We start from the raw sequence: 24,411 nt of genomic DNA, 5'->3' as shown, positions 1-24,411 counted from the left end.
GTCGCGTACCGCTGTCGCGGAGAGCCTTACAGGCCGAGCTCGACCTCGAACTCGCCGGCCTCGAGGATCGCCTTGACGGCCGAGAGGTACCGGGCCGCGTCCGCGCCGTCCACCAGACGGTGGTCGTAGGACAGGGTCAGGTACGTCATGTCGCGGATGCCGATGTTCGTGCCCTCGGCGGTCTCGATGACCACCGGGCGCTTGACCGTGGCACCGATGCCCAGGATGGCGACCTGGTTCGGGGGCACGATGACGGTGTCGAACAGCGCACCGCGCGAGCCGGTGTTGCTGATGGTGAAGGTCGCGCCCGACAGCTCGTCCGGCGTGATCTTGTTGCCGCGGACCTTGTTGGCCAGGTCGGCGGTCGCCTTGGAGATACCCGCCAGGTTGAGGCCGCCGGCACCCTTGATGACCGGGGTCATCAGGCCCTTCTCGGAGTCCACGGCGATGCCGATGTTCTCCGAGTCGAAGTAGGTGATGGTGCCCTCGTCCTCGTTGATCCGGGCGTTGACGACCGCGTGGGCCTTCAGTGCCTGGGCCGCGGCCTTGACGAAGAACGGCATCGGGGACAGCTTGACGCCCTCACGGGCGAGGAAGCCGGCCTTGGCCTTCTCGCGCAGCTTCATGATCTTGGTGATGTCCACCTCGACCACGGAGCTGAGCTGCGCCTGCGAGTGCAGGGCCTTCATCATGTTGTCGCCGATGACCTTGCGCATGCGGGTCATCTTGACCGTCTGACCGCGCAGCTCGGAGACCGCGGCGGCCGGAGCCTTGGCGGCCTGAGCGACGGCCGGCGCCGGAGCGGCGGCAGCGGCCTTGGCGGCCTCGGCGGCGGCCAGGACGTCCTGCTTGCGGATGCGGCCACCGACACCGGTGCCCGAGACCGCGGACAGGTCGACGTTGGACTCCGTCGCGAGCTTGCGCACGAGCGGCGTCACGTACGCGCCCTCGTCACCGGCGGAGGCCGGGGCGACGGGAGCGGCCGGAGCCACCGGGGCCGGAGCGGCGACGGGGGCCGGAGCGGCGACGGGGGCCGGAGCGGCCACGGGCGCCGCAGGGGCGACCGGAGCCGGGGCGGCCACGGGCGCCGGAGCGGCGGCCGGAGCCGGGGCGGCCACGGGCGCCGGAGCGGCGGCCGGAGCCGGAGCGGCCGCGGGGGCCGCGCCCGCCGCGCCGATGACGGCCAGACGTGCGCCGACCTCGGCGTTCTCGTCCTCGGCGACCAGGATCTCCAGCAGGACGCCGGCGACCGGGGCGGGGATCTCGGTGTCGACCTTGTCGGTGGAGACCTCGAGCAGCGGCTCGTCGGCCTCGACCGACTCGCCGACCTGCTTCAGCCAGCGGGTGACGGTGCCCTCGGTGACGGACTCGCCCAGGGCGGGGAGCACGACATCTGTACCGGAGGCAGCCGGAGCGGCCGCGGCCGGAGCCTCGGCGGCCGGAGCCGCGGGGGCCTCGGCGACGGGGGCCGGAGCGGCCGGAGCCTCGGCGGCCGGGGCCGCGGGGGCCTCGGCAGCCGGTGCGGCGGCAGCGGCCGGCGCGCCCGAACCGTCGTCGATGACGGCCAGCTCGGCGCCGACCTCGACGGTCTCGTCCTCGGCGACCTTGATGGAGGCCAGGATGCCCGACACGGGGGACGGGATCTCGGTGTCGACCTTGTCGGTCGAGACCTCGAGCAGCGGCTCGTCGGCCTCGACGCGCTCGCCCTCGGCCTTCAGCCAGCGGGTGACAGTGCCCTCGGTAACGCTCTCACCGAGCGCCGGAAGGGTTACGGAAACCGACATGGTTTCAGTTGCTCCTAACGAATTGCGGATGTGGTCGGTCGTCGCGCCCGGGACGATCAGTCGTGGTTGTGCAGGGGCTTGCCGGCGAGTGCCAGGTGAGCCTCGCCGAGCGCTTCGTTCTGGGTCGGGTGCGCGTGGATGAGCTGCGCGACCTCGGAGGGAAGGGCTTCCCAGTTGTAGATCAGCTGGGCTTCGCCGACCTGCTCGCCCATCCGGTCACCGACCATGTGGATACCGACCACGGCACCGTCCTTGACCTGGACGAGCTTGATCTCGCCCGCGGTCTTCAGGATCTTGCTCTTGCCGTTGCCCGCGAGGTTGAACTTCGCCGCGATGACCTTGTCCGCGCCGTAGATCTCCTTGGCCTTGGCCTCGGTGATGCCCACGGACGCGACCTCGGGGTGGCAGTACGTGACGCGCGGAACGCCGTCGTAGTCGATCGGGACGGTCTTGAGACCGGCCAGCCGCTCGGCTACCAGGATGCCCTCGGCGAAGCCGACGTGCGCGAGCTGGAGGGTCGGGACGAGGTCGCCGACCGCCGAGATGGTCGGCACGTTGGTCTGCATGTACTCGTCGACCAGGACGTAGCCGCGGTCCATCGCGACGCCCTGCTCCTCGTAGCCCAGGCCCTGCGAGACCGGGCCGCGGCCGATGGCGACCAGCAGCACCTCGGCGTCGAAGGTCTTGCCGTCGGCGAGGGTGACCCGTACGCCGTTCTCGGTGTACTCGGCCTTGTCGAAGAAGGTGCCGAGGTTGAACTTGATGCCGCGCTTGCGGAACGCGCGCTCCAGCAGCTTCGAGCTGTTCTCGTCCTCCACCGGCACGAGGTGCTTGAGGCCCTCGATGACGGTGACCTCGGAGCCGAAGGACTTCCACGCCGAGGCGAACTCGACGCCGATGACGCCGCCGCCCAGGATGATCGCGGACTCGGGCACGCGGTCCAGGACCAGCGCGTGGTCCGAGGAGAGGATGCGGTTGCCGTCGATGTTCAGGCCCGGCAGCGACTTCGGCACGGAGCCGGTCGCCAGCAGGACGTGGCGGCCCTGGACACGCTGGCCGTTCACGTCGACGGACGTCGGCGAGGAGAGGCGGCCCTCACCCTCGATGTAAGTCACCTTGCGGGAGGCGACCAGGCCCTGCAGGCCCTTGTACAGGCCCGAGACGACCTCGTCCTTGTACTTGTGGACACCCGCGATGTCGATGCCCTCGAAGGAGGTCTTGACACCGAACTGGGCGGCTTCACGCGCCGAGTCGGCGACCTCGCCCGCGTGCAGCAGAGCCTTCGTGGGGATGCAGCCGTTGTGCAGGCAGGTGCCGCCGAGCTTGTTCTTCTCGATCAGGGCAACGTCCAGACCCAGCTGGGATGCGCGCAGCGCCGCGGCGTAACCGCCACTGCCGCCGCCGAGGATCACTAGGTCGAAAACGGTGCCGGCGTCGTTCGCCACGTCACGTCCTCCATGCATGTGCGCCGAGCACCGGTCCTCTGTGACCGGGCGGCGGCTGGTATACGGCCGCTTTTTCTTCGGCCCTGTGGTGGGGGCCCTGTCCTGCCGAGAACCCATCTTCGCATTTGTCGGCGGAACGCGGGACGCCGGGCCTGCCCTGGGACAGGCAGTTCCGTCCGAACCGGGGGTTACCGCAGCGTAGAAACCTACGGATTTCGTTGACAGTGAACAGGCTCCGGCCATGATCAGAAAATCTGATCATGGCCGGAGCCCGTGGAAGCCCGGCTGGGGGTTCGGCGTCAGCCCAGGTCGCCCGTGGCCGTACGCTCGGCCAGCCGCACCAGGGTGCGCACGGCCGAGCCGGTGCCGCCCTTGGGGGTGTAGCCGTACGGGGCGCCCTCGTGGAAGGCGGGGCCGGCGATGTCGAGGTGGGCCCAGGTGATGCCCTCGCCGACGAACTCCTGGAGGAAGAGGCCGGCCACCAGGCCGCCGCCCATCCGGACACCCATGTTGGCGATGTCGGCGGTGGGGGAGTCCATGGTCTTGCGCAGGTCCTCGGGGAGCGGCATCGGCCAGGAGGCCTCGCCGACCTCCTCGGCGATCTCGTGGATGGAGGTACGGAAGGCGTCGTCGTTGGCCATGATGCCGAAGGTGCGGTCACCCAGGGCCATCACCATGGCGCCGGTCAGCGTCGCCACGTCGATGATCGCGTCCGGGTTCTCCTCGGAGGCCTTGGTCAGCGCGTCGCCCAGGACCAGGCGGCCCTCGGCGTCCGTGTTGAGGACCTCGACGGTCTTGCCGCTGTACATGCGCAGCACGTCGCCCGGCTTGGTGGCCGAGCCGGAGGGCATGTTCTCGGCGAGCGCGAGCCAGCCGGTGACGTTGACCTGGAGGCCCAGCTTGGCGGCCGCGACGACGGCCGCGAAGACGGCGGCGGCGCCGGCCATGTCGCACTTCATCGTCTCGTTGTGGCCGGCCGGCTTCAGGGAGATGCCGCCCGAGTCGTAGGTGATGCCCTTGCCCACGTAGGCGAGGGTCTTCTCCGCCTTGGGGTGGGTGTAGGAGAGCTTCACCAGGCGCGGCGGGTTCTCGGAGCCCTTGCCGACGCCCATGATGCCGCCGTAGCCACCCTTGATCAGGGCCTTCTCGTCCAGGACCTGGACCTTGATGCCGTTCTCCTTCGCGGTCGCGGTGGCGACGGCGGAGAAGGCCTCGGGGGTGAGGTCGTTCGGCGGGGTGTTGACCAGGTCGCGGGCGATGTTGATCTCGGTCGCGACGATCGTGGCGCGCTCGGCCGCGGCCTTGTGCTCCTTGTCGCGCGGCTTGGCGCCGAGCAGGGCGATCTCGGCGAGCGGCTGCTTCGGTCCGCCGTTCTTCGCGGCCTTCTTCTCGCCGCCCTGGTAGGCGGTGAAGGCGTACGCGCCCAGCAGCGCGCCCTCGGCCACGGCCGTGACGGCGGAGGCGTCGTCGAGGGGGAGCGCGAAGGCGGCCTTCTTGGTGCCGTGCAGGGCGCGGGCGGCGGCGCCCGCGGCGCGGCGCAGCGTCTCCTCGTCGTAGGACTCGTCCGTGTCGGGAAGGGAGCCCAGCCCGACCGCCAGCACGACCGGGACCTTCAGTCCGTCCGGTGCCGGCACCTTGGTGGTCTCGCCTTCGGCGCCCGAGGCACCGAGAGCGTCGAGCACGGCGGCGAGCTTTCCGTCGTACGCCTTGTCCACGGCCTCGGCGCCCGCGGCGACGACGGGGCCCTTGGGGCCCTTCGCCACGCCGACGACGAGGACGTCGGCGCGCAGCGTCGCCGGTCCGGCAGTGCTGAGAGTCAGAGCAGTCACGGTGGTGAATTCTCGCTTCCGTTTTGGTGGTGTGGGCCGAGTGGGTGGACGGCCATCCGTAGCGATCGTATTCGGGCCTGACAGCCGCCGGAAATGAGCGTCTCTGATCAGCTTAAGGTTCCTGTGCCCAAGGCAGTGCCCGGCACTGGATCCGGTTCCCATAGTGGCGGGATGACACGGCCGTGGTGGTGGAATCCCGCCTCCGGTGCCGGTGCCGGTGCCGGTGCCGGTGCCGGTTTCGCGTTGTTCCGCGCGGCCGGCGACGGCCGGTGACGGCCGGTGACGGTTGTGCCGACCATGGACACGCTCTCGTGCCGGTGTGCTGCGCGGGGCAGTTGAGGCGGGTCCGCCGTGGCCTCGTGCCGTGCCGGGCACCCCGGTGCGGACGGCATCTTCTTCGGCGCCCCGGTGACCGGGCCGGATATCGGATCGGCGCACCATCCGATTCGTTCCGCCGCCACCGCCGAGGGCGGCGGGGCCGCCGGGCTCCCCGGCCGCGGCGGCGCGCAGCAGGCTCCGCGCGCTCGTGGTCCGGGCGGCCGCACCCCCGCTGAGCTGCAACTTCCCGCCCGCCGGTCCGGCTTCCCGCGCCGCTTCGACCTTGATCCCGTCCGATCGGCGCACGCGCGCCGGAAGGCCGCGCGTTCGGTCCGCGAACTGCTTCGCGGTGTGCGGGAGTCCCGTACTCGTCCGCACGCCGCTCGAAGGTTTGGCAAGTTGTTCGATCAAGAGGCTGTCGGGTTCACCCATCTGTGGCCTGTGTTCCAGGTTTGCCCTTTAGACCTGACGAGGTCCGAGAGACTCGGCCCACTCTCGCAAGGGGACGCGGGGTTCCTTTGCATCATTTCCACAGAGCCTCCCCGGCCCGGCCGACCGCCACAGGGCCGAAGCCGGGGATGCCTGCGGGGGGAAAGGCCGAAATGGTCAAGAAGAACCGGATGAACAGGCTCGCCGCCGTCTGCTTCGCGGCTGCCATAGCGTCCGTCGCGGTACCCGGAGTCGCCGCTCGGGCGGCCGTCACGCCGCGCGTCGACCTGCGGGTGCTCGTCGTCGACGACGGCGGGAGCTCGGTCGAGGCGATCACCGCGGAGCTCCGCGACACAGGGGTTCCGTACACCCGCGTCGACCTGGGCAGCGGGAGCCGCCCGGTGGTCAACGCGGCGTTCCTCGCCGACACGGTCGACGGGCGGCCGCGCGCCAAGTTCCAGGGCGTGGTGCTGCCGAACGAGAACCCGTTCGGGGTGGGCTCGGCCGAGATGGCCGCGCTGACCGCGTACGAGACGACGTACGGGATCCGCCAGGTGGACGCGTACACCTGGGCGCACCCGGGGGTCGGCCTGGAGTACACCGACAACGGCGGCTACAGCGGCACCCTCGACGGCACCCAGGCCGCCGTCACCGCCGCCGGAAAGGCGGGCCCCTTCGCCTATCTCGGGGGCCAGGTCGCCTTCGAGGACAACTCGCCGCTGATCCCCGAGAGCTACGGGTTCATGGCCAAGCCGAGGACGGGCTACACCAGCTACCTCGACGCCCCGGTCGGCTCCGGACGGGCCTCGCTCGTCGGCGAGTACACCCACGACGGGCGCAGCGAACTGGTCGTCACCTTCGGCTACAACCAGTACCAGCAGCAGTTCCGGCTGCTGGCCCGCGGCATCGTCGAGTGGGTCACCCAGGGAGTCCACCTCGGTCAGGAGCGCAACTACTTCGCGGTCCACGTCGACGACGTCTTCGCCCCGGACGCCCGCTGGAGCAAGGAGCTCAACTGCACGCCCGGCGACTACGCCTGCGCGGGCGGCGAGGGCCAGGAGTCGACCATCCGGATGACGGCCGGTGACGCCCAGTACCTGGCGCAGTGGCAGACGTCCAAGAACTTCAAGCTCGACATGCTCTTCAACGCGGGCGCGGGCGAGGAGTGGAAGGCGGAGAACGGCAACACCGACGCCCTGACCGCCCAGCTGGTCGCCGACCGGGCGAAGTACCGGTGGATGAACCACACCTATACCCACCCGTTCCTCGGCTGCGTCCAGGACACCACCACCGTCCCGTGGACCTGTACGAAGAACAGCGCGGGCGCGATCAACTGGATGAGCCGCGCCGAGATCTCGGCTCAGATCCGGGACAACAACAACTGGGCCGCCGCCAAGGGCATCACCACCGACCGCACCGAACTGGTCACCGGTGAGCACTCCGGCCTCAAGTCGCTTCCGCAGCAGGCCCAGGACAACCCCAACCTGGCCGGCGCGCTCGCCGACAACGGCGTGAAATGGGCGGGCAGCGACAACTCCCGCGAGCCCCTGCAGCGGCCGGTGGGCGCCGCGCTGACCGTCCCCCGGTACCCGATGAACGTGTACTACAACACGGGCACCAACTCCGAGATGGCCGACGAGTACAACTGGATCTACACCAGCCGGGCCGACGGCGGCAGCGGCATCTGCGAGGACAACCCCGGCACCTCCACCTGCCTGCCGGACCCGCTCGACGCCAACACCGGCTACCTGGACTACATCGTCCCGGCCGAGGCCAGGACCGCCATGCGGCACGTCCTGAACAACGACCCGCGCCCGCACTACGTCCACCAGTCCAACCTGGCCGAGGAACGCACCCTGTACCCGGTGCTCAACCAGGTCCTCGACGGCTACCGCACCCTCTACGCACCCAGCGCGCCGATCGTGAACCAGAGCATGAAGGACACCGGCGTCGAGCTCCAGCGCCGCGCCGCCTGGAACGCGGCGATCGCCGCCAACCAGGTCACCGCCTACCGCATCGGCAAGGACGTCACCGTCAAGGCGCCCTCCGGAGTCCCGGCCCCGCTCACCGCACCGGCCGGTACCAAGAAGCAGCTCCTGCTGGGCACCGCCGACTTCGGCACCGCCTACGCCGGCACCCGCTCGGCCTGGACGGCTCCCGAGCTGCTCCAGAGCGCCGTGACGCTGCACATGCCCTGACAGTCACCCGCCGTGCCGCTCCACCTGCCCTGACCACCTCGGGCACGTACCAGCCTGCCACGCGCACCACCTAGCGCCGGCGCTACGCGAACCACGGGCGCCGGCCCCTTTTCCGTCCTTGGGGGGACACACCGCATGAGCCATGGGCGCCATGTCACCATGCTCACCGAAGGCACCTACCCGCACGTCCACGGGGGCGTCAGCACCTGGTGCGACCAACTGGTCCGCGGCATGCCGGAGGTCGACTTCAACGTCATAGCCTTGACCGGCTCCGGACGTGAGCCGGTCACCTGGGAACTGCCGCGCAATGTCTACCGCCACACCAGCGTTCCCCTCTGGGGCGCTCCGCCGGCCCGGCGCCTGCGCTCCGGCCTGCGGGGCAAGGCCCGGCGCAGCTTCACCGAGACCTACGAGGCGTTCCTGCTCTCCCTGCTCGACCCGGCCCCCGGCTCCTCACGCGGATTCTCCGAATCCCTGCGCGAGCTGGCCCTGCTGGCCCGCGCCGGCCGGCTCACCGCCGCCCTGCGCTCCGAATCCGTCCTGCGCCTGCTGATGACCGTCTGGACCCGCCCCGGCCTGGCGACCGCCGCCGCCCAGCCCACCATCCATGACGCGCTCACCGCCACCGACCTGCTGGAACACGCACTGCGCCCACTCGCGGTGCGCATTCCGCCCGACAGCGTCGCGCACGCGGTCAGCAGCGGGCTGGCCACCCTCCCGGCGCTCGCCGCCAAATACCTCGACCGAGTGCCCTTCCTCCTCACCGAGCACGGCATCTACCTGCGCGAGCGCTACCTCGGCTACCGCAGCGCCGAACAGCGCTGGCCCGTCAAGGCACTCATGCTCGGCTTCTACCGCGAGCTCAACACCGAGGGCTACCGGCAGGCCGACCTGATCACCCCGTGCAACCAGTACAACCGCCGCTGGGAGGAGCGCGGGGGCGCCGACTCCGAGCGGATCCGCACCGTCTACAACGGCGTCGACCCGCACGCCTTCCCCGAGGCCGGCCCCGAACCGGAGGTCCCCACCCTCAGCTGGTGCGGGCGCATCGACCCCATCAAGGACCTCGAAACCCTCGTCCGGGCCTACGCGTTCATGCGCGAGGAGCTCCCCGAACTGCGGCTGCGCCTGTTCGGCCCGGTCCCGGCGGGCTGCGAGGAGTACAAGCTCCGGCTGGAGAAGCTCGCCGCCGAACTGGGGGTGAGCGAGGGGATCACCTACGAGGGCCGCATCGAAGACGTCGCCCGGGCCTACGCGGCCGGCTCCGTCGTCATGCTCTCCTCCATCAGCGAGGGATTCCCCTTCTCCATCATCGAGGCCATGTCCTGCGGCCGCACCACCGTCTCCACCGACGTGGGCGGGGTCCGCGAGGCCGTCGGCGACACCGGCCTCGTCGTCCCGCCGCGCGAACCCGAGACCATGGCCCGCGCCACCCTCGCCCTGCTCCGCGACGACGAACGCCGCGCGGAACTCGGCCGGATGTCCCGCGAGAGGGTGGTGGAGAAGTTCACGCTCGACCAGTCCGTCGACGGCTTCCGGCACATCTACCGCGAGCTCGCCGGCCAGCCCGTCCTGCCCGTCCACGTGGGCGACGAGTGGACCCAGCGCCTCGCCGACCCCTGGTACAAGGAACTCGCCGCAATGGGGCATCCCCAGACGGAGTCCGGGGAAGGGAGCCTGCGGTGAGCGGATCGCTCTGGCTCAAGCCGCCCGGCCCGGACGCCGCCTGGGTCCCCGTCGGCCACGCCGCGGCAACCGGTCGCGGTACGGCCCCCAATCCGGCCGCCCCCGACACCCTCCCCGGCATCCCCCGGCCGCGCCGTGAAGGGCCGGCCGCCGACCCGATGGACGAACTCGCCCAGCGCCTCGACGTGTTCATCGCCGCCGCCGTCCACCCCGACGAGATCGCCGCCGTCCTGGAATCCGACGGGATGACCGACGAGTACATCCGCCTCGCCTACGGGCGCAAGGACTCCTTCGGCCTCGCCGAGGAGCTCTACGCCCGCGTGCCGCGCTCCTACCCGGAGCCCGAACGGGTCCCCGACCCCTGGAAGGTCTCCCTCACCGCCTGCCTCCTGCGCGGGGTGATCTTCGCCCTGCCCGGGCTCGCCTACCTGCTCGGCGCGCCCCTCCTGGAAGGTCCCAAGGACCGCCTCGGGCTGCCCGCCGGGACGCTCACCCTGCTCGCCGGGGCGCTCATCGGCTGGGTCTGGGACCAGACCCTGTCCCACCGGGCGTACTCCTGGCTCGGCCTCGGCGACCGGGCAGCCGCCGGGCGGACCCTGCTCGCCGGAGCCCCGGCGGGGGCCCTCCTGGGTACCGCCGCCGCGCTGTCGGTACCCGGCGGCCCCCCTTTCTCCTACGCCTTCGCCGCCGGTCAGGCCCTGTACGTCGGGGCCGCCACCGTCCTGCTCGTCCTGGGCCGGGAGCGGCTGCTGCTGGCCGCGCTCGCCCCGATGGCCGCCGGGGCGGTGCTCTCCCTCTTCCTGGAACTGCCCGGCCCGGTCCGGGTGTTCCTGCTGGTGGCCTCCCTCCTGGCCGCCTGCGCCCTGGCCGTACGGGAACTGCCGCTGGCCGACGGCGTACGGGCCCTCGTGCTCCGTGTCCGAGGCTGGACGCAGCACCGGCCGGGCGAGCGCGGGCCGGTGCGCTGGCGGATGCTGCGCGGCGCCGAGGAGGAGTACGCGCCGCGCGGCCCCCGGCTCGGGGACTCCATCCCCTACGGGGTGTTCGGCCTGGGCACCGGTCTGCTCGTGCTGTACGCCGCCCTCGGTGAGGTGCTCGCGGGAGGCCCGGCCGAGGCGGTCGCCGCCCCGTCGGCGGTAGCCCTGACCCTCAGCATGGGACCCGCCGAATGGCTGCTCCACCGGTTCCGCAGCGGCAGCCTCGCCGGCCTGCGCGCGGCCCGCTCGCCCCGGCAGTTCTGGCTGCGGATGCTCACCACCCTGGCCCGGTGCCTCACCACCTACCTGGCGGTGCTGCTGGCCCTCGGCCTCACCGGAACCCTGCTCTGGCCCGGCGCGCCCGGGCTGACCGGGGTCCGGGTCGCCACCCTGCTGCTGCTCGGGGCCGTGATGTGGACCGGGCTGCTCCTGCAGTCCTTCGGGGCGGTCCGGCCCGCCGCGGTGGTCTGCGCCTCGGCCGCCGTCGCCCAGAGCCTGGCCCTGCTCCTTGGACTCGGTCAGCCGCGCACCGTACAACTGGCCGTCGCCGGGGCCGCGGCGCTCGCCCTGGGCACGCTGGTCTGCCTGCTGCTCGGCCGCGCCACGGCCCACCGCTGACGGCCACCGCTGACGACCCGGCCCTGACGGGCGAGCGCCGACGGGCGACCGGAGCGACCGGAGCCGAGACCACCACCGATGCACGTGAACCCGTACGAGAAGAAGGACCTCATGCTCCTGGTGCCCCTCTACGAGCACCCCGCCGACCGCCCCGAGTACTGGGAGCGGCTCATCCGCTCCGCGGGCCGGCTGCACTCCGTGGTGCTCAACCCCGCCAGCGGGCCGGGCGAGGCCCCCGACGAGCGGTTCGCCGCCGTCGCCGAACGGCTCCGCGGGGCCGGGGTGCCCGTGCTGGGGTACGCCGACACCGACTACGGGCGCCGCCCGCACGCCGCCGTGGTCCAGGACCTGCTGCGCCACCGCGACTGGTACGGCACCGACGGGACCTTCCTGGACCAGGCCGCGTCCGGCCCGGAATTCCTGCCGCACTACCGGCGGCTCGTCGTCGCGGCACGGGCCGCCGGGGCCCGTACCGTCGTCCTCAACCACGGGGTCCACCCGCACCCCGGCTACGCCGAACTCGCCGATCTGCTCGTCACCTTCGAGGGGCCCTGGGACGCCTACCGGGACGCGGCCGTTCCCCCGTGGACCGCGGACCACCCCGCCCACCGGTTCTGCCACCTCGTGTACGCCGTCCCGCCGGGCGCCCCGGCCGCCGAACTCGCCGAGCGGCTCGCGGCCCAGCGGGGGGCGGGGGTGCACTGCGCGGTCCCGGGGACCGGCGCGCACCCGTGGGGGACCCTGCCCTACGCCCTGGAGGCCACCGGATGAGACACCCGTCCGCCCGCCCGTCCGCCCGTCCCTCGACCCGCCGGTCCCCGCGCTCCTGCGTCCGCCGCCGCCTGCTGGTCCTCGTACCGCTCCTGCTGCTCGCGGCCTGTACCTCCGGCCCGGACCCGGACGAGGACCGGCCGGACGACCTCTCGCCCGCCCCGGCGCCGGGGGAGCGCTGGCAGCCGGCGCCCGGCGTCAGCTGGCAGTGGCAGCTCACCGGGAAGCTCGACACCTCGGTGAAGGCGGCGGTCTACGACGTCGACGGGTTCACCACGACCAAGGAGCAGGTCGCCGAGCTGAAGGCGGCCGGCCGGCGGACCATCTGCTACCTCTCCACCGGTGCCTGGGAGGATTTCCGGCCGGACGCCGGGGCCTTCCCGCAGGCCCTGCGCGGGGAGGGCAACGGCTGGGAGGGCGAGCGCTGGCTCGACATCCGGCGGCTCGCGGAGCTGGAACCGCTGATCGCCAAGCGGTTCGACATGTGCCGGGACAAGGGCTTCGACGCGGTGGAGCCGGACAACATGGACGCCTACCGCAACAAGTCCGGGTTCCCGCTCACGGCCGAGGACCAGCTGAAGTACAACCGGCTGATCGCCAAACTCGCGCACGACCGGGGGCTGTCGGCCGGGCTGAAGAACGACCTGGACCAGATCCCGGACCTGGTGGGGGTGTTCGACTTCGCGGTCAACGAGCAGTGCGCCCAGTACGACGAGTGCGGACGGCTGACCCCGTTCATCGCGGCGGGCAAGGCGGTCTTCCACGTGGAGTACGAGATTCCGGCGAACCGGTTCTGCGCCGGGACGCGCGAACTCAAGCTGAGCTCGCTGGAGAAGAAGTACGACCTCGGCGCCTGGCGGAAGGCCTGCTGAGCGCCGACCGCCGAAGAGACCGCCGAAGAGACCGGTGAAGAGACCGGCGACCAGGCCGCCGGCGGGGCCGCCGTACGGACCGCCGGAGCCGCAGCCGTGCCGCTCAGGCCACCGGAAGGATCGCGTGGACCCGGTAGCCGCCCCCGAAGCGGGGCCCGGCGAAGCAGGAGCCGCCCAGGGCCACGGCCCGCTCGCGCATGCCGAGCAGGCCGTGCCCGCCGCCGGGATCGCGGGGCTGCGGCGAGGAATCCGCCGAGGAGCCCCCGTCGTCCAGCACGGTCACCTCCACCGAGCCGCCCACCCGCACCACACTGACCTCGGCGCAGGCCCCCGGGCCCGCGTGCTTGCGGACATTGGTCAGCGCCTCCTGGATCACCCGGTACGCCACCAGGTCCACGGCGGCGGGCAGCGGGCCCGGGCCGTGCTCCAGCTGCACCATGACCTTCACCGGGAGCCCGGCGTGCCGGAAGGTCCCCGCCAGGTCGTCGAGGACCGCGAGACCGGGCGCGGGCTCGGTCGGAGCCTCCGGGTCGCCGGACTGGCGCAGCAGCCCGACGGTCGCCCGCAGCTCGTTCAGCGCCGATCGGCTGGCGTCCCGTACGTGCGCCAGGGCCTCCTTGGCCTGGTCCGGGCGCTTGTCCATGACGTGCGCGGCCACCCCCGCCTGCACGTTGACCAGGGCGATGTGATGGGCCACCACGTCGTGGAGGTCCCGGGCGATCCGCAGCCGCTCCTCGGCGACCCGGCGCCGGGCCTCCTCCTCGCGGGTCCGCTCGGCGCGTTCGGCCCGCTCCTGAATGGCGTCGATGAACGCCCGCCGGCTGCGCACCGCGTCCCCGGCGGCCGCGGCCATGCCGGTCCAGGCGAAGATGCCGATGTTCTCCTGCGCGTACCAGGGCAGGGGGCCGGCCAGCATGGCCACACCCGTCAGCCCGGCCATGGTGAGCAGGCCGAGCCGCCAGGTGGTGGGCCGGTCGGTGCGGGAGGCCACCGTGTACAGGGAGATCACCGTGCACATGGCGACGGGTGCCCGCGGCTCCCCGGTGGACAGTTCCAGCAGCGACAGCCCGATGGTCACGGCCAGCACGGCGCCCTGCCGCCGGCGCCGCAGCACCAGGGCGGCGGCGCCGAGCACCATGAGGACCAGCGAGAACGGCTCGGGGGTGCGGGTTCCGAAGGTCGGCCCGTGCGCCCCGTGCGGGTTGGCGAAGGACCCGACGACCATGGCGACGAGCGCCCCGAGCGCCAGTACGGCGTCGGTGGCCAGCGGATGGTCCCGCATCCACTGCCGCGTGGGGGCGAACGGCCCGAGGTGTGTCGTCACCCCGATACGGTACGGCCCCGCACGCGTTCTCAGACCCTGGGCGGCGGGGCGGGAGGCGAGGCCGGAGGCGGCGGCGGGGGAGGCGGCGCGGGCGGGACCGGGGCCGGGCGCGGCCCCAGCGGGGTCCGGGAGCGCTCCGGGCCCCACTTCGCGCGGACCAGGCAGATCAGCATCACCGAGGCGATGGCGGCCAGGTGTTCCTTGCCCGCCAGGTTGTCCTTGAAGAGCAGCTCGCCGATCATCACCAGGATGACGAGGGAGCCGGTCAGGTAGGCCCGGTAGCGCCAGCAGACGTAGACGGCGAGCCCGACCACCGCCGCCGAGGGCCCGGTGTCGTTGACGATCTTGTCCGACTCCGGCAGGCCGAAGGGGTGGTCGGGGCCGAGCGAGAGGCCGATCCGCGCGTACGTGGTCCCGGCCAGGGTGGCCACGTAGCCGATGACCAGCGTGCGCCACCAGCCGATGCAGATCTCCGAGATCCCGAAGACGAGCAGGATCTGGGCGAGCGCACCCCACACCGGCAGGTCCAGCGCGGGCACGAACAGCGACAGCGGCGTTCGCAGCAGGGCCAGCCAGAGCGGGTCGACGGCTTTGACCGACCCGAGGTCCTGGACCGGCTGGAAGCCCCATGACGTCTGCTGCACGATCTGGAAGACCATGGTCAGGCAGACCGCGCCGAGGGTCATCGGGATCGCCCGCCACTTGTCGCGGACGAGCGCGTCCCGGACCGTCCGGTACAGGGGCCCCCACTCGCGGCGGGCGAACCGCCGCAGTGAGGAAGTGGTCAACGCTTGCTCTCCAGATGTCTGCGGTGCATCCACTTCGGCAGCCCCGGTGCTTCCAGGAAGCCCTCGGCCCGGCCCGCCGCGATACCGATCCGCAGCAGGTCCGAACTCTTCTCGAAGAGCATGAACCGCGGTTCCCAGATCGGCCGGTATTTGGCGTTGGCCCGGTAGAGGGACTCGATCTGCCACCAGCGCGAGAAGAAGCTCAGCAGCGACCGCCACATGCGCAGCACCGGACCGGCGCCGAGCCTCGAGCCGCGCTCGAAGACGGAACGGAACATCGCGAAGTTCAGCGAGACCTGTGTGACCCCGATCTCCCTTGAGCGCTCCAGGAGTTCGATGACCATGAACTCCATCAGACCGTTCTCGGAATCCCGGTCGCGGCGCATCAGATCCAGCGACAGGCCCTTGGGCCCCCAGGGCACGAAGGACAGCACGGCCCGCAGCTCGCCGGAGCCGTCGAAGCACTCCAGCATCACGCACTGGCCGTCGTCGGGATCGCCCAGCCGGCCCAGTGCCATCGAGAAGCCGCGCTCGGTCGCGCCGTCGCGCCAGTCGTCGGCGCGCAGCAGGAGTACGTCCATCTCCTCGGCCGGGATGTCGGCGTGGCGGCGGATCCGGACGGTGTAACCGGCGCGCTTGACCCGGTTGTACGCCTGGCGGACGGTCCGCATGGCGCGGCCCTCCAGGGTGAACTCGGCGGTCTCGACGATGGCCTCGTCGCCCAGCTCCAGTGCGTCCAGTCCGTGCCGGGCGTAGATCTGCCCGGCCTCCTCGCTCGCGCCCATCACCGCGGGAACCCAGCCGTGCTCACGGGCCTCGGCCAGCCAGGGATCGATGGCGCCGGGCCAGGCCTCGGGGTCGCCGATCGGGTCGCCGGAGGCCAGCGAGACCCCGCCGACGACGCGGTAGGTGACCGCGGCCTTGCCCGTGGGGGACCAGATGACGGACTTCTCGCGGCGCAGCGCGAAGTAGCCGAGCGAGTCGCGGTCACCGTGCTTGGCGAGCAGGGCGCGCAGCTTCTCCTCGTCCTCCTCGCCGATCGGGTCCACGGCGCGGCGCGAACGGAAGGCCGCGAACAGCACGGCGAGCAGAAGCAGCGTCGACATGACGTTGATGGCCACGTCCACCCAGCTCGGGGTGGTGATCGTGTTGTACGCCTTGTCGCCCGGGGCGAGGGTGACCAGCCGCATCACCCCGTACCGCCAGCGGGCGATGAAGGTGGCGTCCGCGGCGTCCGGGTCGGTGTTGGTCGCGCCGACGAGCAGGGCCGCGACCAACGAGGTCACCAGCAGGCCGACGGAGGCCACCAGGCTGGCCAGCAGCGGGTTGGAGCGGTCACCCTTGGCGTAGAACTCCCGGCGCCCCAGCAGCAGCGAGCCGACGAAGAGCACCGTCAGCCCGAAGGCCACCCAGTTCTGCGGATGGACGCGGAACTCCGGATAGCAGAACTCGTAACTCCCCCCCGAGCACGGGGTGAAGGAGGCGACGGCGGCCATGGCGAAGGCCAGCAGCAGCAGTCCGCTGAGGACGAGGTTCAGAATCCAGGCCGCGCGCTTGCGGCGGCCCATGGTGACGGTGAGCAACAGCGAGAACGCCGCGGAGGCGAAGCCCGCCGTGAGCAGGTACGGAGTGTAGAAATCGGCGGTGCTGTGCCGGCGCAGGTCCTGGCCGAGCGAGAACCACACCGCGCTGAGCAGGTTGACGAAGGTGACGGCGCGCAAGTACCACACCGCGAAGGTGGCGCTGCGCCGTGACCGCACGCTTCCCCGGCCGGATCCCCGGGTGTTCCCCTGGCCGGCCTGTGCGTTCGTCTGGGCGTTGCCCTGGCCGGGATCCCGGCCGGCCCCCGTCTTGCCTCTGCCGTTCGGATCCCCACCGGTTCCTCGGTCGGTCTTCCGCTCGGTCTCTGCGCTGGTCAAACGGACCTCTCCCATAAAAAGCGATGATATGGGGCATCGCGGTCCGTGCTGGAATCCGGAGTACCGCGGCCTGGTCGGAACCGCGGGCCCCGGTGACTCATCCGGTCGGCTCGGCCGCTCGCTCGGGCAGCTCCGCCGCGAGTGCGGCGGCCGCCTGGACGAGGGGAAGAGCCAACAGTGCCCCGGTTCCTTCTCCCACAGTGACGCCGTGGTCGAGCACGGGGTTGAGTGCCATCCGGTCCAAAGCCTTCGCCTGGCCGGGCTCCCCGCTGGCCTGCCCGGCCAGCCACCAGTCCGGGGCCCGGAAAGCGGCTCGCTGGGCCACCAGCCCACAGGCCGCCGAGACGACCCCGTCGAGGATCACGGGGGTGCGGCGCACCGCGCACTGGAGCAGGAAACCGGTGATCGCGGCGACGTCCGCACCGCCGACCGCGGCGAGCAGCGCGACCTGATCCCCGAGGACGGGCCGGGCGCGTCGCAGCGCGTCGCGGATCGCCGCACACTTGCGCATCCAGGTCAGGTCGTCGATCGGGGTACCGCCGCGGCCGGTGACCACGGAGGCGTCGGTACCGCACAGGGCGGCGATGAGTGTCGCGGCGACGGTGGTCCCGCCGACGCTCAGGTCCCCGAGAACGACCAGATCGGTTCCGGAGTCCGCCTCCTCGTCCGCGATCCGCATCCCGAGCCGCAGGGCGGCGGCGGCCTCCTCGGCCGTGAGCGCGTCCTCCACGTCGATCCGCCCGCTGCCGCTGCGGATCCGGTGCCGGGTGACCTCCTCCGGCAGCAGCGCCGGATCACAGGCCAGTCCGGCGTCCACGATCCGTACGGAGGCACCGAAGCGCCCGGCCAGGACCGCCACCGGGCTCCGGCCGTCGAGTACGGCCCGTACCAGCTCGTGGGCGCTGCCGGCGGGCCGTACGGAAACCCCCTCGGCGGCCACCCCGTGGTCGGCGGCGAACAGCACGACCCGCGGCCGCTCGATCGGCTTGACCGGCACCTGCCCCTGCGCGGCGGCGAGCCACTCGGCGAGTTCGTCGAGCCGCCCCAGCGCCCCGACCGGCACGGCCAGCCGTTCACGGCGTTCCTCGGCGTCACGCCGGACGCCCCCGTCGGGGCGCTCGATCAGATCGGAGAAGTCGTCGAGATTCAGCGTGGTCATTTTGCAGAGGGTACAGCGGCCCCCCAGGGCGCCAGAACGGTCCGTGCGCCGGGCGTGGTTGCCGGCGCGGGCGGCTACTGCTTCAGGACCAGAGCCTGCCCCGCCACCACCAGCAGGACGTGCTCGCACTCCCCGGCGACCCCCGCGTTCAGCCGCCCCAGCTCGTCCCGGAACCGGCGCCCCGACGCGGTCGCGGGAACCACGCCCGAGCCGACCTCGTTGCTGACCAGCACCACCGGGCGGCGGGTCGCGCGGACGGCGGCCACGAGCTCCGCGGTCCGTTCCCGCAGCTCCCTGGCGCCCTTGTCCGCCCACACCGAGTCGTCCCAGGCCCCCACCCGGTCCATCGCGTCCGTGAGCCACAGCGCCAGGCAGTCGATCAGCAGCGCCGGCCCCTCCTGCTCCAGCAGCGGCACCAGATCGCAGGTCTCCTCCGTCCGCCAGGACGCGGGCCTGCGCTCCCGGTGCAGCCCGACCCGCGCACCCCACTCCGCGTCGCCCTCGCGCGTACCGCCCGTGGCCACGTAGACGACCTCCGGGTAGCCGGTCAGCCGGCGCTCGGCCTCGAAGGACTTGCCCGACCGGGCCCCGCCGAGGACCAGGGTCCGCCGCGGCACCTCCGGGGCCGGCCGGTACTCCCCGGCCGCCACCGTGGTCCCGTCCGGCACCGTCCTTGCGCCCGCCGCCGCGCACCGGCGCTCCAGTTCCGCTCCCGGCGGGGTGTCGTGGTCCAGGTGGACGGCGATCACGTCCGTCCCCGGGCCCACCGATCCGCTCGCCCGCAGCCTCGCCAGCGCCTCGGGCCGGCCGAGCACGTCCGCGAGGACCACGTCGTACGGGCGCCGCCCGCTCGTGCCCGAGGTCCCGGCCGGGGCCCCGCCCGGCGGCAGGTACAGCATCCGGGCACCGTCCGGCCCGGTCACCTCGTACCCGGTGCCCGGCGCGTCCATCGGCACCGCCCGCACCCGGTGCCCGGAGATCACCGCGAGCTCCCGCCCGTCCGGCACCCGCCCTGCCGCCGGCAGCCCCGGCGGCAGCTCGACGGGGGGCCCGTCGTGCGGATGGGTCAGCAGGACCTGCCGTACGGCGGCCAGCGAATGCCCCGCACGGGCCCCCGCGAGCACCGCCCCCGGCGTCAGGTCGAGCAGCAGCGCCCCGTCCACGAGCACGGAGGTGGCGGCGCGGGCCCGGGGCCCGACGCAGAGCGCGCACGCGGCGCAGGGACAGCCGGGGCGGGGCAGTCCTTCGGGTGTGCCGGTGCCGAGCAGAGTGAGTTCCACAGGATGATCCTCCCGCGTCGCCGGGACTGCTGCGCGCCCGGTGGGTCTGCGGGCACACTCAGGGGGAGAAGAGTGTGAGATGCGGGCGAGCAACGGAGGCGGACATGGCGTGGACGTGGCGGTTCGAGGCGGCCGACGGCAGTGAGACGAGCCCGTCGGTGGTGCCGGAGGAGTTCACCACGCAGGGGGACGCCGAATCCTGGATCGGCGAGTACTGGAAGGACCTGCTGGAGGGCGGTACGGAGCAGGTGAAGCTGTCCGACGACAGCGGGGTCCAGCTGTACACGATGAGCCTGAGCGAGGCCGCTGCGCTCTGAGCGGCCCCGACCGGCACTGACCGGCCCGCGGGTGTGCGAGAGCCCGGACCCCTCGGGGGTCCGGGCTCTGCCGTGTTCATGGGTGCTCCGGGGCTCAGCCCCGTACGCCGCACAGGTGCAGCAGCGCGGCGACCCCGCGGTAGGGGTCGGTCCGCCCGGCGCGGTCCTCGGCGGCGAGCAGCTGCTCCAGCTCCGCGTCGGCGGGGAACTTGTCCGCGGCCTCGGTGCCGTCGGTGAAGACGCGTACGCCGTACCAGGTCTGCAGCGGAGCACCGATCCCGGACAGGGTCGCGGTCAGTGTGGCCAGCCGGTCGGCGCGTACGTCCAGGCCCAGCCGGTTCGTGTAGTCGACGGTGTCGAAGGCCGCCAGCGCGGCCGTCCAGTCGCCGTGCAGGCCGGGGCGCATGGCGAGGGCGTCGCCGTTGCGCACCAGCAGGGACAGCAGTCCGCCGGGGGCCAGCATCCGGGCGAGCCCGGCGAGCATGGCGTCCGGCTCGGGCACGTACATGAGGACGCCGTGGCAGAGCACGACGTCGAAGCTGCCCGGCAGGAAGTGCGCGCCGGTCTCCCGGCCGTCGCCCTCCATGAGGCGGACGCGGTCCTGGATCCCGGCGGGTTCGGCGGCCAGCACCTCACGGGCGACGGCCAGCATGGCCGGATCCTGTTCCAGCCCGGTCACCATGTGCCCGGCGCGGGCCAGGCGCAGGGACTGGGTGCCCTGGCCCATGCCGACGTCGAGGACACGCAGCCGCTGCCCGACGGGGAAGCGGTGCGCGATCTGCTCGTCGACCTGACGGCCGACGAGCTCCTGGCGCACCGCGTTGCGGAGCCCGCCCAGGCCTTCCAGCCAGAGCCGGGCCCCGTCCGCGAAGCCACCCCCGTCGGACGCTCCGGGCGTCCTTCGGCTCAGGGCCGTTCCCCGCGCTTGACCTGCGGCTTGGGCAGACGCAGCCGGCGCATCTGGAGGGTGCGCATCAGGCCGTACGCGACGGCGCCGCGCTTGGGCTCGTCCGGGAAGCGCTGGGCCAGGGCCTTGCGCAGGCGGATGAACATGCCGACGGAGTCGACGAGGATCAGTGCGATCACGCCGAGCCACAGCAGGAGCGCGATGTTCTGGATGGACGGCACCCGCACCATGCTCAGTACCAGGATGATCACCGCCAGCGGCAGGAACATCTCGGCGACGGAGAAACGGGAGTCCACGAAGTCGCGTACGAAGCGGCGTACGGGACCCTTGTCGCGGTTGGGCAGATAACGTTCGTCGCCATTGGCGAGAGCCTCGCGCTGCTTGGTCATCTCGACCCGGCGGCGCTCACGAGCCCGCTTGGCATCCTCCTTGCGATTACCGGTCGAGGCCACGACTACCTTGCGCTGCGACTGGGCCACAGCACGCTTCGGCGTCGGGCGGCCCTTCGGGGCCTGAGGGTCACGGGACTGCGAGAGGTCGGCGCTCACCTTGTCGGTGGCGGCGGCCTTCTCTTCCTTGGAGGATCGGCTACCAAACACAAAACCCAAGGGTACGTGGTTGTGGGCACGGCCCCCATCCCGTCGGGGAACGATCCGGCAACGGCGGGCGTCTTCCCTGAGGGGAGCACCTACTCCTTACGCCTGACACGACGGCTGATCAGTCGTCCTGGAGGAGGAGCGCATCCCCGCCCGAACAGTGCGGTAATAGAGGCAGGGCCCGTACTGTGGGTCTTGTTGGTGACCTGGAGCGAAGTCCGTCTAGAAGGGGGCGCGCGAAGCCCATGAGCGGTGTCATGAAGCGTATGGGGATGATCTTCCGCGCGAAGGCGAACAAGGCCCTGGACCGGGCCGAGGACCCGCGCGAAACCCTCGACTACTCGTACCAGAAGCAGCTGGAGCTGCTTCAGAAGGTGCGTCGCGGCGTCGCCGACGTCGCGACCTCCCGCAAGCGGCTCGAGCTGCAGCTCAACCAGCTCCAGGGCCAGTCCAGCAAGCTCGAGGACCAGGGCCGCAAGGCCCTCGCCCTGGGCCGCGAGGACCTGGCCCGTGAGGCCCTGTCCCGCCGCGCCTCGCTGCAGCAGCAGGTCAGCGACCTGGAGGTGCAGCACCAGACCCTCCAGGGCGAGGAGGAGAAGCTGACCCTCGCCGCCCAGCGGCTGCAGGCCAAGGTGGACGCCTTCCGTACCAAGAAGGAGACCATCAAGGCCACGTACACGGCCGCCCAGGCGCAGACGCGGATCGCCGAGTCCTTCTCCGGCATCTCAGAGGAGATGAGCGACGTCGGCCTCGCCATCCAGCGGGCCGAGGACAAGACGGCGCAGCTCCAGGCCCGGGCCGGCGCGATCGACGAGCTGCTGGCCTCCGGCGCGCTCGACGACCGGAGCGGCCTCGGCTCCAAGGACGACATCCAGGCAGAGCTCGACCGCCTCTCCGGTGGGAGCGACGTGGAGCTGGAGCTCCAGCGCATGAAGGCGGAGCTGGCGGGCGGCCCGTCCGCCCAGCAGCAGTCCATCGAGGGCGGCGCCCCGGGCACCGGCCAGCAGTCCCAGACCCAGCCGCGGTTCGACAAGCAGTAGGACGGGGCCCGTCATGATTGTCCGCATCATGGGGGAAGGTCAGGTGGAGCTGGCGGACAGCCACTTCACTGAGCTCAACAAGCTGGACGACGAACTGCTCGCGAAGATGGAGAGCGGTGACGAGGAGGGCTTCCGGCGCACGCTGGGCGAGCTGCTCGACTCCGTACGACGGCTCGGCGAGCCGCTGCCCGACGAGGCACTGGAGCCGTCCGAGCTGATCCTGCCCGCCCCCGAGGCCTCACTGGACGAGGTCAGGGCGATGCTCCGCGACGACGGGCTGATCCCGGGCTGAGGCCCGGCCGTCGGCCGTACGAGGTGAGGGAAGGGCCCGCCGCCCCAGGGGTGCGGGCCCTTCCCTTCCCTATGGGCCGGAGCCGGTCTTCTGTGCCCGGTCCCGTGGCCCGGTCCCGTGACCCGGCTCCGTGGCCCGGTCCTCGTGCCGTCCCTTTGGGCCGGCCGCCGCGTCAGTGCGGTTCGCTCTTGGGGGCGGGCCGCTCCGGGTCGGGGGTGCCGCCGATGAAGTTCTCCATCTTGCGGCGCGGCGCGGCCCACCGGCGGTCGTGGTGGAAGGCGCGCAGACCGGCCTTGGCGCGGGCCTTCGGACGGTTCGCGTAGAACTTCTTCGCGAACGGGGAACCGGGCCGGGCCAGCCGGACCGCGCCGATCAGCGCGACGAAGGGGATGACCGTGCCGAAGAACGCGGTGCGCGGTTTGCCCTTCCACAGGGCGATCAGGGCGAGGAAGAAGTTGGTAGCCGTGTTCATGGCGACCAGTCCGCGGCTGTGCCTCTCGTCTTCGGTGAGGTCGTTGACTCCGAACGGCAGGAAGCCGCCCAGCACGAGCGCAACGATCGCCGCCGTCAGCACCACGATCTCCACGCTCTTGCGGCCCTGCTCGCTCCAGTAGACGTCGTCCAGGTGCAGGATCAGCGCGAACTCGTCCAGCACCAGCCCCGCGCCCAGCCCGAAGATCACGGCGGACAGCCCGGCCCCGAAGCTGTGCCGGCTGCTGCCGACCGCGCCGAAGCCGCCGATGATCACGAGGATCACACCGGGGACGACGTGGTGGACGTGCAGACCGCCCGGGGTGACGTTCTTGAAGGGGCCCCGTCCCGCCCGGATCGTCCGCGTGATCACCCGGGTGACCAGGAAGGACAGGACGAAAGAGACCAGCGCGAGGAGCAGTGGGAGCTTCCCCGGCTCGACGATGTTGCGATACCACCAGTGACCCACGCCACCACCTCCCGGTTTGGGGTGTATTGGGTAACTTACCGGTCCCATCGAGCGGGTAGCGTTCGCGCCGATGACAGATTCGTACGACGGCCCGCCCCTGACACCGCCCCAGGATCGGGCCTCGCTGCTCGACGGGGTGCGCTTCGCCTTCGGCACGCTCACCGTGCTGCCCGCGCGCATCACCCGGTGGGACCGCCCCGCAGCCCGCACCGGCATGGCCTGCGCCCCGCTCGCCGGGCTCGTCGTGGGGCTCCTCGCGACCGTGCCCGGGGTGCTCCTGCTGCTGTGCGGCACAAGCCCGTTGCTCGCCGCGGCCGTCACCGTCGCCGTACCGGTGGCCCTGACCCGCGCCCTGCACCTGGACGGCCTCGCCGACACGGTGGACGGACTGGGCAGCGCCAAACCGGCCGACGCCGCGCTGCGCATCATGAAGCAGTCCGACATCGGCCCCTTCGGGGTGGTGGCGCTGGTGTTCGTGCTGCTCGTCCAGGTCGCCGCACTGGCCGAGGTGTACGCCGACAGCTGGATCCGGGGCGCCCTGGCCGCGGTGGTCGCCGCCGTCACCGCCCGCCTCGCCATGACCCTGGCCTCCCGCGACGGGGTCCCGCCGGCCCGCCCCGGCGGACTGGGCGCGGCGGTCGCCGGAGTCGTCCCGCGCGGCGCGGCCGTCGCGATCGGTGTGCTCACGGTGGCGCTGACGGCGGCCGCCGCGCTGCCGCTGGGGCTGCCGGCGGCCGCGCAGCACGCGGCGGCGGTCCTGGTCGCCCTGCTGGCGGAGGAGGCCCTGCTCCGCCGTTGCGTACGCCGCTTCGACGGGGTCACGGGCGACGTGTTCGGAGCCCTGGCCGAGGTTTCGGCGACGACGGCTCTGGTGGTACTGGCCCTGGGCTAGTGGGATCCGGCGCCGGGCCGGGCCGCGCAG

20 protein-coding genes are annotated in these 24,411 nt (G+C 72.2%); 9 read left to right on the top strand and 11 right to left on the bottom strand.

All coding sequences use genetic code 11. The annotated features are described in order from the left end of the window. Positions 1 to 26: 26 nt before the first annotated feature. From sucB to OTB20_RS10170, 3 genes are all read right to left on the bottom strand, one after another. Entirely contained in the window at positions 27 to 1,784 is a 1,758-nt protein-coding gene (gene sucB / locus OTB20_RS10180) for a 2-oxoglutarate dehydrogenase, E2 component, dihydrolipoamide succinyltransferase (protein WP_267816562.1), read from the bottom strand. A gap of 56 nt (positions 1,785 to 1,840) precedes the next feature. Next, the gene (lpdA, locus tag OTB20_RS10175; protein WP_267816560.1) at positions 1,841 to 3,229 is read right to left on the bottom strand and encodes a dihydrolipoyl dehydrogenase; all 1,389 of its coding nucleotides are present in this window, start codon (positions 3,227 to 3,229) and stop codon (positions 1,841 to 1,843) included. A gap of 299 nt (positions 3,230 to 3,528) precedes the next feature. Then, on the bottom strand, positions 3,529 to 5,058 hold the full coding sequence (locus tag OTB20_RS10170) for a leucyl aminopeptidase (protein WP_267816558.1): 1,530 nt from the start codon (positions 5,056 to 5,058) through the stop codon (positions 3,529 to 3,531). 938 nt (positions 5,059 to 5,996) lie between these two features. Here OTB20_RS10170 and OTB20_RS10165 point away from each other — a divergent pair. The 5 genes from OTB20_RS10165 (at position 5,997) to OTB20_RS10145 (ending at position 12,927) form a co-directional block, all read left to right on the top strand. After that, a complete protein-coding gene (locus tag OTB20_RS10165) occupies positions 5,997 to 8,003 on the top strand; it encodes a hypothetical protein (protein WP_267816557.1) in 2,007 nt (668 codons plus the stop codon). A 135-nt stretch (positions 8,004 to 8,138) separates the two neighbouring features. Next, positions 8,139 to 9,689 (top strand): GT4 family glycosyltransferase PelF, encoded by a 1,551-nt coding sequence (gene pelF, locus OTB20_RS10160; protein WP_267816555.1) that lies wholly within the window; start codon positions 8,139 to 8,141, stop codon positions 9,687 to 9,689. Beyond that, positions 9,686 to 11,284 carry a hypothetical protein gene (locus OTB20_RS10155; protein WP_267816553.1) on the top strand — a complete coding sequence of 533 codons (1,599 nt, stop codon included), beginning with the start codon at positions 9,686 to 9,688 and terminating at the stop codon, positions 11,282 to 11,284. Before pelF ends, OTB20_RS10155 begins: the two co-directional genes overlap by 4 nt. Before the next feature lie 78 nt (positions 11,285 to 11,362). Then, positions 11,363 to 12,055, top strand: a complete 693-nt coding sequence (locus OTB20_RS10150) for a spherulation-specific family 4 protein (protein WP_267758523.1) — start codon at positions 11,363 to 11,365, stop codon at positions 12,053 to 12,055. After that, positions 12,052 to 12,927 carry an endo alpha-1,4 polygalactosaminidase gene (locus OTB20_RS10145; RefSeq protein ID WP_267816552.1) on the top strand — a complete coding sequence of 292 codons (876 nt, stop codon included), beginning with the start codon at positions 12,052 to 12,054 and terminating at the stop codon, positions 12,925 to 12,927. Before OTB20_RS10150 ends, OTB20_RS10145 begins: the two co-directional genes overlap by 4 nt. A gap of 103 nt (positions 12,928 to 13,030) precedes the next feature. On the opposite strand, the gene OTB20_RS10140 is transcribed toward OTB20_RS10145, so the two are convergent. The 5 genes from OTB20_RS10140 to OTB20_RS10120 all read right to left on the bottom strand — a co-directional run bounded on the left by OTB20_RS10140 (position 13,031) and on the right by OTB20_RS10120 (position 19,397). Continuing rightward, positions 13,031 to 14,209, bottom strand: a complete 1,179-nt coding sequence (locus OTB20_RS10140; protein ID WP_267816701.1) for a sensor histidine kinase — start codon at positions 14,207 to 14,209, stop codon at positions 13,031 to 13,033. 71 nt (positions 14,210 to 14,280) lie between these two features. Further along, positions 14,281 to 15,039, bottom strand: coding sequence for a hypothetical protein (locus OTB20_RS10135; RefSeq protein WP_267816551.1), 759 nt, complete (start codon positions 15,037 to 15,039; stop codon positions 14,281 to 14,283). After that, a complete protein-coding gene (locus tag OTB20_RS10130) occupies positions 15,036 to 16,958 on the bottom strand; it encodes a phosphatidylglycerol lysyltransferase domain-containing protein (protein ID WP_420716364.1) in 1,923 nt (640 codons plus the stop codon). The genes OTB20_RS10135 and OTB20_RS10130 overlap by 4 nt, the downstream gene beginning before the upstream one ends. A 97-nt stretch (positions 16,959 to 17,055) precedes the next feature. Continuing rightward, entirely contained in the window at positions 17,056 to 18,117 is a 1,062-nt protein-coding gene (gene cobT / locus OTB20_RS10125) for a nicotinate-nucleotide--dimethylbenzimidazole phosphoribosyltransferase (RefSeq protein WP_267816547.1), read from the bottom strand. Between the two features lie 74 nt (positions 18,118 to 18,191). Next, the gene (locus tag OTB20_RS10120) at positions 18,192 to 19,397 is read right to left on the bottom strand and encodes a bifunctional adenosylcobinamide kinase/adenosylcobinamide-phosphate guanylyltransferase (protein ID WP_267816545.1); all 1,206 of its coding nucleotides are present in this window, start codon (positions 19,395 to 19,397) and stop codon (positions 18,192 to 18,194) included. 104 nt (positions 19,398 to 19,501) lie between these two features. On the opposite strand from OTB20_RS10120, the gene OTB20_RS10115 reads away from it, so the two are divergent. Beyond that, the gene (locus tag OTB20_RS10115) at positions 19,502 to 19,714 is read left to right on the top strand and encodes a hypothetical protein (RefSeq protein ID WP_267758517.1); all 213 of its coding nucleotides are present in this window, start codon (positions 19,502 to 19,504) and stop codon (positions 19,712 to 19,714) included. Positions 19,715 to 19,808: 94 nt separating this feature from the next. Here the strand turns inward: OTB20_RS10115 and OTB20_RS10110 are convergent, their stop codons facing one another. Both OTB20_RS10110 and OTB20_RS10105 read right to left on the bottom strand, forming a co-directional pair. Continuing rightward, complete coding sequence (locus tag OTB20_RS10110; RefSeq protein ID WP_267816543.1) at positions 19,809 to 20,531, bottom strand: class I SAM-dependent methyltransferase; 723 nt, start codon at positions 20,529 to 20,531, stop codon at positions 19,809 to 19,811. An 89-nt stretch (positions 20,532 to 20,620) separates the two neighbouring features. Continuing rightward, a complete protein-coding gene (locus OTB20_RS10105) occupies positions 20,621 to 21,229 on the bottom strand; it encodes a DUF3043 domain-containing protein (RefSeq protein WP_267758515.1) in 609 nt (202 codons plus the stop codon). A 233-nt stretch (positions 21,230 to 21,462) separates the two neighbouring features. Between OTB20_RS10105 and OTB20_RS10100 the strand changes: the two genes are divergently transcribed. Both OTB20_RS10100 and pspAA read left to right on the top strand, forming a co-directional pair. Next, entirely contained in the window at positions 21,463 to 22,257 is a 795-nt protein-coding gene (locus OTB20_RS10100) for a PspA/IM30 family protein (RefSeq protein WP_267816541.1), read from the top strand. Positions 22,258 to 22,270: 13 nt separating this feature from the next. After that, on the top strand, positions 22,271 to 22,549 hold the full coding sequence (gene pspAA / locus OTB20_RS10095; RefSeq protein ID WP_267758513.1) for a PspA-associated protein PspAA: 279 nt from the start codon (positions 22,271 to 22,273) through the stop codon (positions 22,547 to 22,549). A 172-nt stretch (positions 22,550 to 22,721) separates the two neighbouring features. Here pspAA and OTB20_RS10090 read toward each other — a convergent pair whose 3' ends face one another. Next, entirely contained in the window at positions 22,722 to 23,489 is a 768-nt protein-coding gene (locus tag OTB20_RS10090) for a hypothetical protein (protein WP_267758512.1), read from the bottom strand. Positions 23,490 to 23,559: 70 nt separating this feature from the next. Between OTB20_RS10090 and OTB20_RS10085 the strand changes: the two genes are divergently transcribed. Then, entirely contained in the window at positions 23,560 to 24,381 is an 822-nt protein-coding gene (locus tag OTB20_RS10085) for an adenosylcobinamide-GDP ribazoletransferase (RefSeq protein WP_267816539.1), read from the top strand. The last annotated feature ends 30 nt before the right edge of the window (positions 24,382 to 24,411 follow it).

This window comes from Streptomyces sp. H27-H1, assembly GCF_026627445.1.
In the GTDB taxonomy this organism is placed as follows: domain Bacteria; phylum Actinomycetota; class Actinomycetes; order Streptomycetales; family Streptomycetaceae; genus Streptomyces.
Note: the sequence above shows the minus strand (reverse complement) of the source record. Positions and strands in the feature narration are given on the sequence as shown.

What these genes read in the sequence shown, in the direction of transcription:
- OTB20_RS10145 (WP_267816552.1), top strand. Translation starts at nt 12,052, where the DNA reads ATGAGACACCCGTCCGCCCGCCCGTCCGCCCGTCCCTCGACCCGCCGG.
- cobT (WP_267816547.1), bottom strand. Translation starts at nt 18,117, where the DNA reads ATGACCACGCTGAATCTCGACGACTTCTCCGATCTGATCGAGCGCCCC.
- OTB20_RS10165 (WP_267816557.1), top strand. Translation starts at nt 5,997, where the DNA reads ATGAACAGGCTCGCCGCCGTCTGCTTCGCGGCTGCCATAGCGTCCGTC.
- OTB20_RS10115 (WP_267758517.1), top strand. Translation starts at nt 19,502, where the DNA reads ATGGCGTGGACGTGGCGGTTCGAGGCGGCCGACGGCAGTGAGACGAGC.
- pspAA (WP_267758513.1), top strand. Translation starts at nt 22,271, where the DNA reads ATGATTGTCCGCATCATGGGGGAAGGTCAGGTGGAGCTGGCGGACAGC.
- OTB20_RS10100 (WP_267816541.1), top strand. Translation starts at nt 21,463, where the DNA reads ATGAGCGGTGTCATGAAGCGTATGGGGATGATCTTCCGCGCGAAGGCG.
- pelF (WP_267816555.1), top strand. Translation starts at nt 8,139, where the DNA reads ATGAGCCATGGGCGCCATGTCACCATGCTCACCGAAGGCACCTACCCG.
- OTB20_RS10150 (WP_267758523.1), top strand. Translation starts at nt 11,363, where the DNA reads ATGCACGTGAACCCGTACGAGAAGAAGGACCTCATGCTCCTGGTGCCC.
- OTB20_RS10140 (WP_267816701.1), bottom strand. Translation starts at nt 14,209, where the DNA reads ATGCGGGACCATCCGCTGGCCACCGACGCCGTACTGGCGCTCGGGGCG.
- OTB20_RS10085 (WP_267816539.1), top strand. Translation starts at nt 23,560, where the DNA reads ATGACAGATTCGTACGACGGCCCGCCCCTGACACCGCCCCAGGATCGG.
- sucB (WP_267816562.1), bottom strand. Translation starts at nt 1,784, where the DNA reads ATGTCGGTTTCCGTAACCCTTCCGGCGCTCGGTGAGAGCGTTACCGAG.